Genomic DNA, 15,248 nt, shown 5'->3' on the forward strand with positions numbered 1-15,248 from the left:
TATACTGATTAAAAATATATTAGGACGATATTATGATATATTGTTCTGAAAAAGGAAGGAAGTTTTTATGGATATATTATTTATCCCAGGGTGGCTGATTATTGCAATCATTGCTGCCATCGTGCTTATTGTTCTTTTGGCTAAGGGGTATGTCAATGCTAAGCCAAATGAAGTAGTCGTTATTACTGGTCTGCGTAAGCAGCGCCATTTACGCGGTAAGGCTGGTTTCATGATTCCTTTTGTAGAGCAACGCTCTTATCTGGATATTGAGCAGTTTTCTACCGATGTTCGTACTTCTGAGTCTGTACCGACACTTGACTTTATCAATGTTCGTGCTGATGCGGCTGTGAAGCTGAAGATTGGTACTACGGATGAAATGGTCGAGCGGGCAGCTGAGAACTTCCTCAACTGGAATACAGAGGATATTTCAAATTCTGTCCAAGATGTCCTAGAAGGAAATCTTCGTGAGGTAATCGGTCAGATGGAACTGCGCAAGATGGTTAATGACCGTCAGGAATTTGCCTCTAAAGTGCAGGATAACGTAGCGCCAGATTTGGCTAAGATGGGTCTGGAAGTCATTGCCTTTACCGTTCAGTCTTTCTCTGACGAAGGTGGTGTGATTGATAATCTCGGTATCGAGAATGTCGAAACGATCAAGAAAGACGCCCTGATTGCCAAGGCTAAGGCCGAACGTGAGCGCAAGGAAGTTGAGGCTGAGCAGGATAAGTTGGCTAACGACAAGCGCGTGGCTGCTGACTTAGAAATTGCTCAAAAGCAAAATGAACTGAAACTCAAGCAAGCTGCTCTTAAACAAGAAGCAGACATTGCTCAGGCTAAGGCTGATGCGGCTCAAGGTATCGAAGCAGAAATTCAACGTCGTGAGCAGGAACGTGTGGCTGCCGAAGCCAACATCATGAAGCAAGAAAAAGAAGCGGAAGTCAAGGAGCGGGAAGTTAAAGTTCGTGAGCAGGAATTGGATGCCAATATCCGCAAGCAAGCCGAAGCTGAAAAATATGCCCGTCAACAGGCTGCGGAAGCTCAACTGATTGAGCGTCAGCGTCAGGCCGAAGCAGAACTCTTTGAAACGCAGAAAGAAGCAGAAGCCCGTAAGGCTCAAGCCGAGGCTGAGAAATATGCTCAGTTGCAGGAAGCAGAAGCTATTGAAGCCAAAGGACGTGCCGAGGCGGAAGCCATTCGCCTTAAGCTAGAAGCGGAAGCACAAGGTTTGGACAAAAAAGCAGAAGCTATGAAGAAGATGCAGGAAGCTGCGATTACGGAAATGATTGTCGATAAACTGCCAGAAATTGCTCGTGCTGTAGCAGAGCCATTGACCAAGGTAGACAAGATTACCATGTATGGGGATGGCAATGCTTCTAAGATGGTCGGCGACATCATGCAGAGTATTGATCAAGTTTCTCAAGGGGCAGGCTTTGATATTCGCCAACTCCTAGCAGGAGCACTGGGCGTCAATATGACTGTCAACAAACTTAAACAAGATGAACAACCGGTCATTGAGATCGAAGATAAATAAATCAGAATCTTACTAAAATAAAGCAAACAGCTGGAAGTTGGAACTTCTGGCTGTTTGCGTATCCTTCTCCAGAAAAGCATTTCTATCAGCTAAATACTTTTCATTACCTTGTAAAAATGTTAAAATATAACAAATTAAACAACTAAGTCAAGAGGAGTAGAAAATGACTAAAGCAAACTTTGGTGTTGTTGGTATGGCTGTGATGGGGCGTAACCTCGCTCTCAATATCGAATCCCGCGGCTATACTGTTGCGATTTATAACCGTTCAGCAAACAAAACGGAAGATGTAATCGCTTGTCATCCTGAGAAGAATTTCGTACCTAGCTATGATGTGGAGTCTTTCGTTCAATCTATCGAAAAACCACGCCGTATCATGCTGATGGTTCAAGCAGGGCCTGGTACAGATGCGACGATTCAGGCTTTGTTGCCTCACTTGGACAAGGGCGATATCTTGATTGACGGCGGAAACACTTTCTACAAAGACACGATTCGCCGAAATGAAGAGTTGGCGAACTCTGGTATCAATTTCATCGGTACAGGCGTTTCTGGTGGTGAAAAAGGTGCCCTTGAAGGGCCTTCTATCATGCCGGGCGGTCAGAAAGAAGCCTATGAATTAGTCGCAGATGTTCTAGAAGAAATCTCAGCTAAGGCACCTGAAGACGGTGCACCATGTGTGACCTATATCGGTCCTGACGGTGCAGGTCACTATGTGAAAATGGTCCACAACGGTATCGAGTACGGTGATATGCAGCTTATCGCAGAAAGCTATGACCTTATGCAACACTTGCTCGGTCTTTCTGCAGAAGATATGGCTGAAATCTTCACTGAGTGGAATAAAGGTGAGCTGGATAGCTATTTGATCCAAATCACAGCTGATATCTTGAGTCGCAAAGACGATGAAGGTCAAGATGGACCAATCGTAGACTACATCTTGGATGCGGCTGGTAATAAAGGAACTGGTAAATGGACTAGTCAATCATCACTTGACCTTGGTGTGCCATTGTCACTGATTACTGAGTCCGTCTTTGCGCGCTATATCTCTACTTACAAAGAAGAACGTGTACACGCTAGTAAGGTGCTTCCAAAACCAGCTGCCTTCAAGTTTGAAGGAGATAAGGCTGAGTTGATTGAAAAGATCCGTCAAGCCCTGTACTTCTCAAAAATCATTTCTTACGCACAAGGTTTTGCTCAATTGCGTGTGGCTTCTAAAGAAAATAACTGGAACTTGCCATTTGCGGACATCGCATCTATCTGGCGTGATGGCTGTATCATCCGTTCTCGTTTCTTGCAAAAAATTACAGATGCTTATAATCGTGATGCAGACCTTGCTAACCTTCTCTTGGATGAATATTTCTTGGATGTTACTGCTAAGTATCAACAAGCAGTGCGTGATATCGTAGCTCTTGCTGTTCAAGCAGGTATACCAGTACCAACCTTCTCAGCTGCCATTACTTACTTTGACAGCTACCGTTCAGCGGATCTTCCAGCTAACTTGATCCAAGCGCAACGTGACTATTTCGGTGCTCATACTTATCAACGTAAAGACAAAGAAGGAACCTTCCACTACTCTTGGTATGACGAAAAATAGGATAGGCCTATGGCAAAGCGAATTTTATTAGTAGAAAATGAAAAGAATCTTGCACGATTTGTGACTTTGGAACTGCAAAAGGAAAGTTTTCTTGTAGACATGGCTGAAACGGGTAAAGAAGGCCTAGCTTTAGTTAGAGAAGCAGATTATGATCTGCTCTTGCTCAATTATGCTCTTCAGGATATGACTGCCAGTGATTTTGCCGAACAGCTGAGCTTAATCAAGCCAGCTTCTGTTATCATTGTCCTTGCCAGTCGTGAAGAAATCAAAGAACATGCAGATGAAATTCAGCGCTTTGCTGTGTCCTATACCATAAAACCCTTTATTATCAATGATTTGGTTGAAAGGGTATCAGGGATTTTTCGAGGTCGGGACTTTATTGACCAGCATTGTAGCAAGCTGAAAACACCGACTGCTTACCGCAATCTACGAGTTGATTTGAAAAATCATATCGTCTATCGTGGAGAGGAAGTGATTGCCTTAACACGACGGGAATATGATCTACTAGTGACGCTGATGAGCAACCAAAAGGTCATGAGCCGAGAGCAACTTTTGGAACGTGTTTGGAAGTATGAAGGTGCTACTGAAACAAATGTCGTTGATGTCTATATTCGTTATCTGCGCAGCAAAATTGATATTCCTGGGCAAGCCAGCTACATAAAAACCGTTCGAGGTGTAGGCTATGCCATGCAGGAATAACTGAAGATACTTATTTTTAATAGCAATTAAACTGCACTCCCAAATCTAGATTTTTAGTGTCTGATTTTTGGGAGTGTTGTTTGTGTTTATAAGGAAGTTTTCGCTATGGAAGGAAAAATTCAATATAATAAATTCAGAGATAATCACCGAACTTCAATGCAATCGTTTTCTCTAAGAATAGCTAGCTTTTATCTGCTTTTTCTTCTAAAATCTAAATTTTTTGCAAAAAATTGACAAATATTTTTTATAAAAGCCTTTACAAAATTAAAAAAAATGATATAATAGTATTGTTGAATGCAAACGATTTCACGAAGGAATGGTTTGTGAAAAATATAAGGAGGTCTGGATGATGAAAGATTCATTCAAAAGCATTTTTAGCTTTGAATTTTGGCAAAAATTCGGTAAAGCTTTGATGGTGGTTGTTGCGGTTATGCCCGCAGCAGGTTTGATGATCAGTATTGGTAAGTCAATTCCGATGATCAATCCTGAACTAGGTTTTCTAGTGACTACTGGTGGCGTTTTAGAACAAATTGGTTGGGGGGTTATCGGTAACCTGCATATCCTCTTTGCTCTTGCTATTGGAGGTAGCTGGGCGAAAGATCGTGCTGGTGGTGCCTTTGCGGCAGGTCTATCCTTCATTTTGATTAACCGTATCACTGGGGTTATGTTTGGTGTATCAGGTGATATGCTGAAAGATCCAGAAGCAATGGTTAGCACTTTGTTGGGAGGAAGCATTAAGGTTTCTGACTACTTTATCAGTGTCCTTGAGTCTCCTGCTTTGAACATGGGGGTTTTCGTCGGAATCATCGCTGGTTTTGTTGGAGCAACAGCTTACAACAAATACTACAACTTCCGTAAATTGCCAGATGCTTTGTCATTCTTCAATGGTAAGCGTTTTGTACCGTTCGTTGTTATTTTGCGCTCAGCAATCGTAGCAATTGTTTTGTCATTTGTATGGCCAGTTGTTCAAACAGGTATCAACAACTTTGGTATTTGGATTGCGAATTCACAAGACACAGCTCCAATCTTGGCACCGTTCTTGTACGGTACTTTGGAACGTCTCTTGCTTCCATTTGGTTTGCACCACATGCTGACTATCCCAATGAACTACACACAGCTTGGGGGAACTTATGAAGTACTGACTGGTGCTGCTAAAGGAACTCAAGTATTTGGACAAGATCCACTTTGGTTGGCTTGGGTAAATGACTTGGTTGGTACAAAAACAGCTAATCCGTCTACTTATCAGCACTTACTTGATACTGTTCACCCAGCTCGCTTCAAAGTTGGACAGATGATTGGTTCATTTGGTATCCTTATGGGGGTAGTAGCAGCTATTTACCGCAATGTTGATGCTGATAAGAAACACCAATACAAAGGGATGATGATTGCTACTGCTTTGGCAACCTTCTTGACAGGTGTTACTGAGCCAATCGAGTACATGTTCATGTTCGTGGCAACTCCACTTTACTTGATTTACTCATTCGTACAAGGTGCTGCCTTTGCTATGGCTGACATTGTAAACCTTCGTGTACACTCATTCGGTTCTATCGAATTCTTGACTCGTACTCCAATGGCGATCAACGCTGGCTTGGGTATGGATATTATTAACTTTATTTGGGTAAGTGTCCTCTTTGCTGTAATTATGTACTTCATCGCTAACTTCATGATCAAGAAGTTCAACTACGCAACTCCAGGACGTAATGGTAACTATGAAACAGCTGAAGGTTCAGACGCTGGTTCTTCAGCTCAAGGCGGTGAAAAAGTAGCAGCATCTTCTCAAGTAGTGAATATCATTAACTTGCTGGGTGGTCGTGCTAATATCGTTGATGTAGACGCATGTATGACTCGTCTGCGTGTGACTGTCAAAGATGCAGAAAAAGTCGGAACAGAAGAACAGTGGAAAGCTGAAGGCGCTATGGGCTTGGTTATGAAAGGTCAAGGCGTTCAAGCAATCTACGGACCAAAAGCTGACGTTCTTAAATCTGATATTCAAGACTTGTTGGATTCAGGAGAAGTGATTCCTGAAACTTTGCCAAGCCAAAAAGCTGAGTCTGCAGCTGCAGCAGTTAGCTACAAAGGTGTGACAGAAGCAATCGAAACCGTTGCTGATGGTGAAGTCATTAAGTTGGAAGATGTGAAAGATCCAGTCTTCTCACAAAAAATGATGGGTGACGGATTTGCGGTTGAACCAGCAAATGGCAAAATCTACTCTCCAGTAGCTGGTAAAGTGACAAGCGTCTTCCCTACAAAACATGCTCTTGGTCTCTTGACTGAAGCTGGTCTTGAAGTGCTTGTTCATATCGGTCTTGACACTGTCAGCCTTGAAGGTAAACCATTTGAAGTACATGTAGCAGAAGGACAAACAGTTGCTGCAGGTGATCTTTTGGTAACAGCAGATTTGGCAGCTATTAAAGACGCAGGTCGTGAAACATCAACTGTCGTTGTCTTCACAAATGCTCCAGCAATCAAATCAGTTGTAGTTGAAAAATTCGGCAAAGTCGCTGCTAAGACAGTTGTGGCTAAAGTAGAATTGTAAGATAGAAAAGAGAAATCATGGCAAAATTCCTGACTTTAAATACTCATAGTTGGATGGAAGAAGAGCAAGAAAGCAAGCTAAATCAGCTAGCTGAGCGTATTCTCCAAGAAAAATATGATGTCATTTGCCTGCAGGAAGTCAATCAATTAGTGGAGTCTGAACAGGTTGTTCAGGCTCCCTTCTATTATGCGGTAGATGGCGCCATTCCGATTCACCAGGACCACTATGCCCTGCGTCTGGTTGAGAAACTAGCTGAGGCAGGTCTGGACTATTACTGGTCTTGGGCTTATAATCATATTGGGTTTGATATTTACAATGAAGGGGTCGCAATTCTGTCAAGAAAGCCCTTAACGGCAAGAGAACTCTTGGTATCTGATGTCAATGATCCAACTGACTATCATACGCGCAAAGTCTTGCTGGCAGAAACGGAGCTTGAAGGACAGTTCATCACGGTTGCTTCCTGTCACTTATCTTGGTGGGATAAAGGCTTCCAAGGAGAATGGGCAAAATTTGAATCAGAGCTTTTGCAGGTTCAGACTCCGCTGGTTCTCATGGGAGATTTTAACAATCCTGTCGGTTATGAAGGCTATCAGCACATTCTAAAAAGTCCGCTTGCTTTGCAAGATAGTCATGCAGTTGCTAACACAGTCGTTGGTAAAGCAACAGTTGAAGGTGATATTGCTGGCTGGGCAGGAAACAAAGATGCTCTAAAAATTGATTATATTTTTACAAGTAAAGATTTTAACATTGAGAAATCAGCTGTTGTCTTTGATGGCCAGCGTGGACCAGTCGTTAGTGATCACTTTGGCTTGGAAGCTGACATAGAGTTTTAAGTAAGAAAAAGGCAGTTCGCACCATGAAAAGAACTGTCTTTTTTTGATAGGAACTTGTGTTTATCTTCAACTAATTTCTTGAATGATTTTTCTAAATTTTGAAAATTTAAGTAAGGATATTGAAAGCGTTTGAAATCATTGAGAAAATACAGTATAATAAAATCAAAATAAGATAAGAAAATGCTGAGGAGGCTTCTCATGGCAGTAAAAGATTTTATGACACGCAAGGTCGTATACATTAGTCCAGACACAACGATTGCGCATGCAGCGGATATTATGCGCGACCAAAAACTGCACCGTCTGCCCGTTATTGAAAATGATAAGCTGGTAGGTCTTGTGACAGAAGGAACGATTGCAGAAGCAAGTCCATCGAAGGCGACAAGCTTATCCATCTATGAAATGAATTATCTTCTAAATAAAACTAAGGTAAAAGATGTGATGATTCACGATGTAGTTACTGTTTCCAAATATGCCAGTCTGGAAGATGCGACCTATTTGATGCTGAAAAATAAAATTGGGATTTTACCGGTTGTTGACAATGAACAAGTCTACGGGGTTATTACAGATCGTGATATTTTCAAGGCCTTCCTTGAGGTTTCTGGCTACGGAGAAGAGGGTGTCCGCATGCGTTTTGTCACAGAAGACAAGGTCGGTGTGCTGGCTAAAATCGTCACATTGATTGTCGAAGAAAATCTGAATATTTCTAATACAGTCAATATCCCAAGAAAAGATGGGAAAATTGTGATTGAAGTACAGATTGATGGAAACGTTGATATGGCTGCTTTAAAAGCTAAGTTTGAAGAGCACGGAATTGAAGTGGCAGAAATTACTCGCACTAGTGCTAAAGTTTTGTAAGGACAAAAGAAAAACCTCAATATAGAGGTTTTTTCTTTATCGTATGATAGGTTGCTTGTTAGCATCTAGGGTAAAGCCTTCTCCTAATATCTCATGAGCTTCACTGATGGTCGTGAAGGCAAATGGATCTACGTTATTGATGATTTTCTTCATCTGCTGCATTTCATTACGAGAGACGACACAGTAAACGATTTGTAGATCCTGCTGGCTATAAAAACCTTGTCCCTTCAGATAGGTTACCCCGCGATTCAGCTTTTCATTGATAGCTTCGGCTAGCTCGGTTGGCTTGCTGGTAACGATGAGGAAGCCTTTACCCGCAAAGCCACCTTCTGCAATCAGGTCAATGACGCGGGAAGTGATGAAGACAAACATCAGGGTATAAGACACCATGCGCAGATCTTTGAAGACCAGAAGAACCAAGGAAATCACCACAAAGTCAACAGTCAGCATAAGTCGGCCCATGGAAATGCTGGTATATTTATTGAAAATGCGGGCTACAATATCGGTGCCGCCAGTGGTTCCACCTGCATTGAAGATAGTGCCCAGCCCAATTCCCATCACAATCCCTGTTCCCAAGCAGGCCAGCAAGACATCGCCATCCAGAGCTGAAAAGAAGTACTCTTGTAGATGCTTGGAGGCTGGTAGGATTTCAAAAATCTTGAGCCAAGCGGACACAGAAAAAGTACCCAGAATGCTGAGATAGAGAGTTCGAGAACCCAGTAGCTTCCAGGCAATAATAAAGAGCGGAATATTGATAATCAGATTGGTGGTCGAGACAGGTATTTTAAACAGATAATAGGTAATCAAGGTCAGACCCGTTGCTCCGCCCTCATACAAATGAAAAGGAATCACCAAATAATGAATCGCAAAAGAAAAAATTCCAGCCCCCAGAATGATGGCCAGTATATTTTTAAATTTAAACATCATATTCTCCTAAGAATTTTCTGATTCTATTTTATCAAAAGTTTTCATTTTATGAAAATAATATGAAATATTTTTCGAAAAATTCTTCTATGGGCTTTTGAGATAATTTTTGGTACAATAAAAGGTAGATTAAAATAAAAGATTCTGCCATTAGTTAGCAGAAGATATGTAAAAGGGAAACGATGAAAAAAGGTATTTTTATATCGCTGGAAGGTCCGGAAGGTGCTGGGAAGACCAGTGTCTTAGAGGCATTGATTCCTCAGCTGAAAGAAATGGGATGTCAGATAGTGACAACCAGAGAACCTGGCGGTGTGGCCATTTCTGAAAAGATTCGCGAGGTGATCTTAGATAGGGGGCATACGGCCATGGATGCGAAAACGGAGTTGCTACTTTATATTGCCAGTCGGCGTCAGCATCTGGCGGAGAAGGTGCTACCTGCTTTGGAGAAAGGGACATGGGTCCTGCAGGATCGTTTTATTGACAGCTCGGTAGCCTATCAGGGCTATGGACGGGGCTTGGCAGTTGACGAGGTGGAATGGCTCAATCGTTTTGCTACAGATGGACTCAAGCCGGATTTGACACTTTATTTCGATATTGATGTCAAGGAGGGTCTAGCACGCATTGCTAGAAATAAGGATCGCGAAGTCAATCGTTTGGACCTAGAAGGTCTGGATCTGCATGAGCGCGTGCGTCAAGGCTATCTTACTATTTTAGAAAAGGAACCAGAACGTGTCATTAAGATAGATGCCAGTCAGCCACTGGATCAGGTGGTGGCTGATAGTCTGGAGGCTATCAGAGAACGTTTTGCAGAGGAGAAATGACAGTAGAAGATTTACGTCAGGCCCAGCCCAAGCTTACAGAGATTTTTCAGCATATTTTGGAAACTGGACGACTCAACCATGCCTATTTGTTTTCGGGGAATTTTTCCAGCTTTGCGATGGCCCTGACCCTATCCCAGAGCCTCTTTTGTGAGAATAGGCAGGGGGTCTGGCCTTGTGGTAGCTGTCGCTCCTGTCGGCTGATTGAAGCTGAGGATTTTTCGGATGTGACGGTTGTAAGACCGGTGAGTGGCATCATCAAAACGGAGCGAATTCGTGAGCTGGTGAGAAATTTTTCCCAGAGTGGAGTGGAAGGGAACAGGCAGGTCTTTATCATCTGCGATGCGGATAAAATGCACCTTAATGCCGCCAATTCCCTTCTCAAAGTGATTGAAGAACCCCAGAGTGAGATTTACATTTTTCTCCTGACAGCGGATGAGCATCTGATCCTGCCTACCATCAAGAGTCGAACTCAGATTTTTCACTTTCGGAAGAATCAGGCTGCCCTCCAGCACCAGCTGGAAGAGGCTGGCTTAATCAAAAGTCAGGCTGAACTCTTGGCTGCTTATAGCCAGACTCAGGAAGAAGCCGAGCAGCTTATCTCTAATAAGCTTTTCTTTGATTTAGTCAGTGAGAGTCAGCGCTTTGTCAAGGCTGTGCTGACCAATGAGAATCAGGCTTACCTACAGGTGGCTAAGCTGGCTAAATTGGCTGAGGACAAGGACAAGCAGGAGCAGATATTGAAAATATTGGAAGTTTTGCTTGCCAAGGAAATTGGAAGCGAGTCAGGTCGCAGCAAACTGGAAGACTTACTGCAAGCCAAAAAGATGTGGCGGGTTAATGTATCCTTCCAAAACGCTCTGGAATATATGGTTTTAAAAGATGGTGCTTAAGCAGGATAGGAGCAGACAATGAATAAAAAAGAATTATTTGATGCTTTGGATGATTTTTCTCAGACGCTTTTGCTGACTCTTGCTGAAGTGGAGGCAATTAAGAAGAATCTCAAGAGTGTTGTAGAAGAAAATATCGCCCTTCAACTAGAAAATGACAAGTTGAGAGATCGTCTCGGTGAAGTAGAGCAAGCGACACCAGTCAAGAGCAATAAAAATCGGGATAATCTCCGCAAACTTTATTACGATGGTTTTCATGTATGTACAGATTTTTATGGTCAGCGCCGAGAAAATGACGCGGAGTGCATGTTCTGCGACGAGTTGTTATTCAGGGAGTAGAAATGCAGATTCAAAAGAGTTTTAAGGGACAGTCGCTTTATGGTAAGCTGTACTTGGTAGCGACTCCCATTGGGAATATGGATGACATGAGCGTTCGCATGGTCAATACTCTCAAAGAAGTGGATGTCATTGCGGCCGAAGATACCAGAAATACCGGTCTTCTGCTCAAACATTTTGGGATTGAGACTCGACAGATCAGCTTTCATGAGCACAATGCTCAGGAAAAGATACCGGTCTTGCTGGACTGGCTCAAGTCAGGACAAAATTTGGCTCAGGTGTCGGATGCTGGCTTGCCAAGCATTTCGGATCCGGGTCATGATTTGGTTAAGGCGGCTATTGCTGAGGACATTGCTGTGGTAACGGTTCCTGGGCCAAGTGCAGGGATTTCAGCTCTGATTGCCAGTGGTTTAGCGCCCCAGCCTCATATTTTTTATGGTTTTCTGCCTCGCAAGGCTGGGCAGCAGAAGGAGTTTTTTGAGAGTAAAAAATCTTATCCAGAGACACAAATCTTTTACGAATCTCCCCACAGGGTCAAGGCTACGCTGAAAAATATGCTGGAAGTCTATGGCGACCGCCCGGTGGTCTTGGTTCGGGAGCTAACCAAAATATATGAAGAATATCAGAGGGGGACAATTTCTGAGTTGATAGATTATCTGGCGGAAAATCCCCTCAAGGGTGAGTGCCTCCTGATTGTGGCCGGTGCTAGTCTGGAGAAGGAAGATAAAGCGGATGCAGACCTCTTGGCTGAAATTGATAGCTTAGTCCAATCTGGCAGCAAGAAAAATCAGGCTATCAAGGAAGTGGCCAAAAAATACGGGCGCAATAAGAGTCAGCTCTATGCCCTTTATCATGAAGAAGACAGAAACTAGTCCTATCCGGCTAGTTTTTTTGCTAAAAATCCTCCTTTTGTTCGGAAATTCTCCTCAAGTAGGAATTTTTTTGGAAGAGTTATAGAAATTTTCTGAATATTGTGATATGATAGACAAAATACATTTTTGGAGGTAGGATATGACCATTTACAATTTCTCTGCTGGACCAGCAGTATTGCCTAAAGAAGTGCTGAAAAAGGCCCAATCTGAGTTCTTAGACTATGCGGGTAGCGGCATGAGCGTGATGGAGCTATCCCACCGATCCAAGGAGTTTGACGACATTATCAAAGAAGCGGAGAGCTTGCTGCGTGAGCTCATGGCCATTCCAGATAATTATCGCGTACTCTTCCTGCAGGGTGGGGCTTCGACTCAGTTTTCCATGATTCCGATCAATCTCGCCAAGGGCGGTAAGGCTTACTACTTAGTGGCTGGTTCTTGGGGAAAGAAAGCTTACACCGAAGCAGTCAAACTGTCTAAGTTCATTCCTTTTGAGCCCATTCTCTTGGCTTCATCTGAGGATTCGATTTATGCGGAAATTCCAGTTTTTGATCCAGCGGCCATCGATCCTAAAGCGGCTTACGTGCATCTGACAACCAATAATACTATCGAAGGAACGGCTATCTACGACCTGCCGGCGACCAATGGCGTGCCGATTGTGGCGGACATGTCTTCTAATATCCTAGCCGCTCAGTACCGAGTAGAGGATTTCGGGTTGATTTATGCTGGGGCTCAGAAGAATATTGGACCTGCTGGTGTAACGGTAGTCATCATTCGTGAGGATCTGCTCAATGATGAGCCCGTTCTGTCTAGTATGCTGGACTACCGCATTCAGGCGGACAATGGTTCTCTCTACAATACACCGCCGACTTTTGCCATCTATATTGCCAAGCTGGTCTTTGAATGGGTCAAGGAGCTGGGTGGCGTAGCAGAAATGGAAAAGCGCAATCGCGAAAAATCAGGTCTGCTATACGACTTCATTGAGCAGTCAGACTTTTATCGCAGTCCAGTCCGTTACAAGGAGCAACGCTCAGTAGCCAATATTCCTTTCGTATCTCCAAGTCCAGAGCTGGATGCCAAGTTTAACAAGGAGGCTGCTGCGGCAGGCTTCAAGAATATCAAGGGGCACCGAAGCGTGGGCGGCATGAGAGCCAGTCTTTACAATGCCTTTCCGCTCCAAGGAGTCAAGGATTTGATCGCCTTTATGCAGAAATTTGAAGAAGAAAATTCTTAAGAGAGGGAAACTATGGTCTTTAGTGTCAAAACATTTAACAATATCAATCCAATCGGGCTCAAAGAGCTGGGCAATGCTTTTCAGATTGATGGAGACAAGTCTGACAATCCAGATGCTTATATCCTGCGCAGTCAAAATCTGCATGGACAGGATTTCCTAAGCAAGCTCAAAGCTATTGCGCGGGCAGGTGCAGGAACCAATAATATTCCTGTTGACCAAGCAACAGCTCAGGGAATCGTGGTTTTCAACACACCTGGAGCCAATGCCAATGCGGTGAAAGAAGCTGTCTTGGCTTCCGTCCTCCTGTCTGCTCGTGATTATATTGCAGCAAACAGCTGGGTCAATGGTCTCTCCGGAGACGATGTTCCTAAGCAAGTGGAGGCTGGCAAAAAGCAGTTTGCAGGTACCGAAATTGCCAATAAAACCTTGGGTGTCATCGGTTTGGGAGCTATTGGAGGGCGCATTGCCAATGATGCCTACCGTCTGGGAATGAATGTACTAGGCTATGACCCTTATGTATCCATTGAAACGGCTTGGAATATCTCTAGCCATGTCAAGCGGGTAGCGGATATCAAAGAAATCTTTGAGAAGAGCGACTACATCACCATTCATGTGCCCTTGACTGAGGATACTCGTGCGACCTTTAATCAAGCGGCTTTTGAAGTCATGCAAAAAGGCACCACAATTATCAACTTCGCTCGGGGTGAGTTGGTGGACAATGCAGCCCTCTTTGATGCCTTAGAAGCTGGTGTAGTCAAGCGCTATATCACAGACTTCGGCGTGGAGGAATTGCTCAACCATCCTCAGATTACTGTCTTTCCGCATCTGGGCGGTTCGACCGAAGAAGCCGAGCTCAACTGTGCCATCATGGCTGGCAAGACTATTCGTCGCTTCATGAAAACGGGCGAGATTATCAACTCAGTGAATTTCCCTAATGTCCGTCAGGCGCTCTCAGCTCCTTACCGAATTACTTTGATTAATAAAAATGTACCGAATATTGTGGCTCGGATTTCAACAGCAGTCAGTGATTTGAATATCAATATTGATAATATCATCAACCGCTCTAAAGGCGACTATGCCTATACTCTGCTGGATTTGGATGAGTCGGACGAAAGCAAGATTCAGGACTTGGTTGATAAGTTTGAAAATAGCGACAATATTGTGCGTGTGCGCTTGATTAAGAAATGATCTATTATAAAAAAATTTACAAAAGTCCCTTAGGGGATCTTTCCTTAGTTGCCGATGAGTCTGGACTTGTCGGCGCTTGGTTTTTAGGACAGAAATATTTTGAGCGAGGTCTGTCAGAAGTTCCTATTCTGGGGAACCATCCTTTTTTGGACTTGGCCAGTAACTTTTTGGATGCCTATTTTTCCGGTCAGCAGCCCAATCCAGCAGCCCTTCCCTTGTCTGCCCAAGGGACGGACTTTCAGCAGCGAATTTGGGCCTATCTCCAGACCATCCCCTATGGTCAAACGGTGACTTATGGTCAGCTTGCTCAGGAGCTGAAGGTCAAATCTGCCCAAGCTGTGGGCGGGGCTGTGGGTCGTAATCCCTTGTCTATCCTAGTCCCCTGCCACCGAGTTTTGGGGAGTCAGGGGCAGTTGACAGGTTATGCGGGTGGTCTCGATAAGAAAATTTGGCTTTTGGAGCATGAAGGTGTCCGGCTTGACAGAAGCACAAAAGTCCTCTAAGCTAGAAGAAGCAGAAAGAGGAGGAGAAATTTATGTTGCAATTTATCGAATATCCTAAATGTTCTACTTGCCGTAAGGCCAAGGCTGAGCTGACTCAGTTGGGACTGGACTTTGAAGCGGTGGATATTGTCAAGGAAACGCCTAGCCAGGAGGAGCTTCTGCAGTGGATGACCAATTCTGATTTGGAGATTAAGTCTTTCTTTAATACCAGTGGTATCAAGTACCGAGAACTGGGGCTCAAGGACAAGGTTCCTCAGTTTTCTGCGGAAGAGGCAGCAGCACTTTTGTCTACAGACGGCATGCTGATTAAGCGGCCACTCTTGGTTCGAGACAACCAGATCTTGCAAGTTGGCTACCGCAAGCAATATGCGGAATTGAAATTGTAAAGAAAACCGAGGTAGCTCGGTTTTTTGAGTTGTCTGGCTTGGGTCACATCAGCTTTCA

15 protein-coding genes are annotated in these 15,248 nt (G+C 43.7%); 14 read left to right on the forward strand and 1 reads right to left on the reverse strand.

Annotated features, from left to right (window positions below):
• The first annotated feature begins 67 nt into the window (after nt 1–67).
• The 6 genes from SSIN_RS02380 to SSIN_RS02405 all read left to right on the forward strand — a co-directional run bounded on the left by SSIN_RS02380 (nt 68) and on the right by SSIN_RS02405 (nt 8,042).
• Nucleotides 68–1,531: a flotillin family protein gene (locus tag SSIN_RS02380; protein WP_037615296.1), complete on the forward strand. Its 1,464-nt coding sequence runs from the start codon at nt 68–70 to the stop codon at nt 1,529–1,531.
• Between the two features lie 163 nt (nt 1,532–1,694).
• Nucleotides 1,695–3,119, forward strand: a complete 1,425-nt coding sequence (gene gndA, locus SSIN_RS02385) for an NADP-dependent phosphogluconate dehydrogenase (RefSeq protein WP_037615299.1) — start codon at nt 1,695–1,697, stop codon at nt 3,117–3,119.
• 9 nt (nt 3,120–3,128) lie between these two features.
• A complete protein-coding gene (locus SSIN_RS02390; RefSeq protein WP_037615301.1) occupies nt 3,129–3,818 on the forward strand; it encodes a response regulator transcription factor in 690 nt (229 codons plus the stop codon).
• 346 nt (nt 3,819–4,164) lie between these two features.
• Nucleotides 4,165–6,354, forward strand: coding sequence for a PTS transporter subunit IIBC (locus SSIN_RS02395; RefSeq protein ID WP_037615303.1), 2,190 nt, complete (start codon nt 4,165–4,167; stop codon nt 6,352–6,354).
• Between the two features lie 17 nt (nt 6,355–6,371).
• The gene (locus SSIN_RS02400; protein ID WP_037615305.1) at nt 6,372–7,187 is read left to right on the forward strand and encodes an endonuclease/exonuclease/phosphatase family protein; all 816 of its coding nucleotides are present in this window, start codon (nt 6,372–6,374) and stop codon (nt 7,185–7,187) included.
• 198 nt (nt 7,188–7,385) lie between these two features.
• Complete coding sequence (locus SSIN_RS02405) at nt 7,386–8,042, forward strand: CBS domain-containing protein (protein ID WP_037615308.1); 657 nt, start codon at nt 7,386–7,388, stop codon at nt 8,040–8,042.
• Nucleotides 8,043–8,078: 36 nt separating this feature from the next.
• On the opposite strand, the gene SSIN_RS02410 is transcribed toward SSIN_RS02405, so the two are convergent.
• The gene (locus SSIN_RS02410) at nt 8,079–8,966 is read right to left on the reverse strand and encodes a YitT family protein (RefSeq protein WP_037615311.1); all 888 of its coding nucleotides are present in this window, start codon (nt 8,964–8,966) and stop codon (nt 8,079–8,081) included.
• Nucleotides 8,967–9,148: 182 nt separating this feature from the next.
• Between SSIN_RS02410 and tmk the strand changes: the two genes are divergently transcribed.
• From tmk to SSIN_RS02450, 8 genes are all read left to right on the forward strand, one after another.
• Nucleotides 9,149–9,787 (forward strand): dTMP kinase, encoded by a 639-nt coding sequence (gene tmk, locus SSIN_RS02415; RefSeq protein WP_037615313.1) that lies wholly within the window; start codon nt 9,149–9,151, stop codon nt 9,785–9,787.
• Nucleotides 9,784–10,677 carry a DNA polymerase III subunit delta' gene (locus SSIN_RS02420; RefSeq protein ID WP_037615316.1) on the forward strand — a complete coding sequence of 298 codons (894 nt, stop codon included), beginning with the start codon at nt 9,784–9,786 and terminating at the stop codon, nt 10,675–10,677. Before tmk ends, SSIN_RS02420 begins: the two co-directional genes overlap by 4 nt.
• Nucleotides 10,678–10,695: 18 nt before the next feature.
• A complete protein-coding gene (gene yabA / locus SSIN_RS02425) occupies nt 10,696–11,013 on the forward strand; it encodes a DNA replication initiation control protein YabA (protein ID WP_037615318.1) in 318 nt (105 codons plus the stop codon).
• A 2-nt stretch (nt 11,014–11,015) separates the two neighbouring features.
• Entirely contained in the window at nt 11,016–11,882 is an 867-nt protein-coding gene (gene rsmI / locus SSIN_RS02430) for a 16S rRNA (cytidine(1402)-2'-O)-methyltransferase (protein WP_037615320.1), read from the forward strand.
• Nucleotides 11,883–12,021: 139 nt separating this feature from the next.
• Nucleotides 12,022–13,113, forward strand: a complete 1,092-nt coding sequence (serC, locus tag SSIN_RS02435; protein ID WP_037615322.1) for a 3-phosphoserine/phosphohydroxythreonine transaminase — start codon at nt 12,022–12,024, stop codon at nt 13,111–13,113.
• Nucleotides 13,114–13,125: 12 nt separating this feature from the next.
• Nucleotides 13,126–14,301 carry a 3-phosphoglycerate dehydrogenase family protein gene (locus SSIN_RS02440; RefSeq protein WP_037615324.1) on the forward strand — a complete coding sequence of 392 codons (1,176 nt, stop codon included), beginning with the start codon at nt 13,126–13,128 and terminating at the stop codon, nt 14,299–14,301.
• Entirely contained in the window at nt 14,298–14,804 is a 507-nt protein-coding gene (locus SSIN_RS02445) for a methylated-DNA--[protein]-cysteine S-methyltransferase (RefSeq protein ID WP_037615327.1), read from the forward strand. Before SSIN_RS02440 ends, SSIN_RS02445 begins: the two co-directional genes overlap by 4 nt.
• Nucleotides 14,805–14,836: 32 nt before the next feature.
• The gene (locus SSIN_RS02450) at nt 14,837–15,190 is read left to right on the forward strand and encodes an arsenate reductase family protein (RefSeq protein ID WP_037615329.1); all 354 of its coding nucleotides are present in this window, start codon (nt 14,837–14,839) and stop codon (nt 15,188–15,190) included.
• Nucleotides 15,191–15,248 lie beyond the last annotated feature (58 nt).

The sequence above is a fragment of the Streptococcus sinensis genome (genome assembly GCF_000767835.1).
In the GTDB taxonomy this organism is placed as follows: Bacteria; Bacillota; Bacilli; order Lactobacillales; family Streptococcaceae; genus Streptococcus; species Streptococcus sinensis.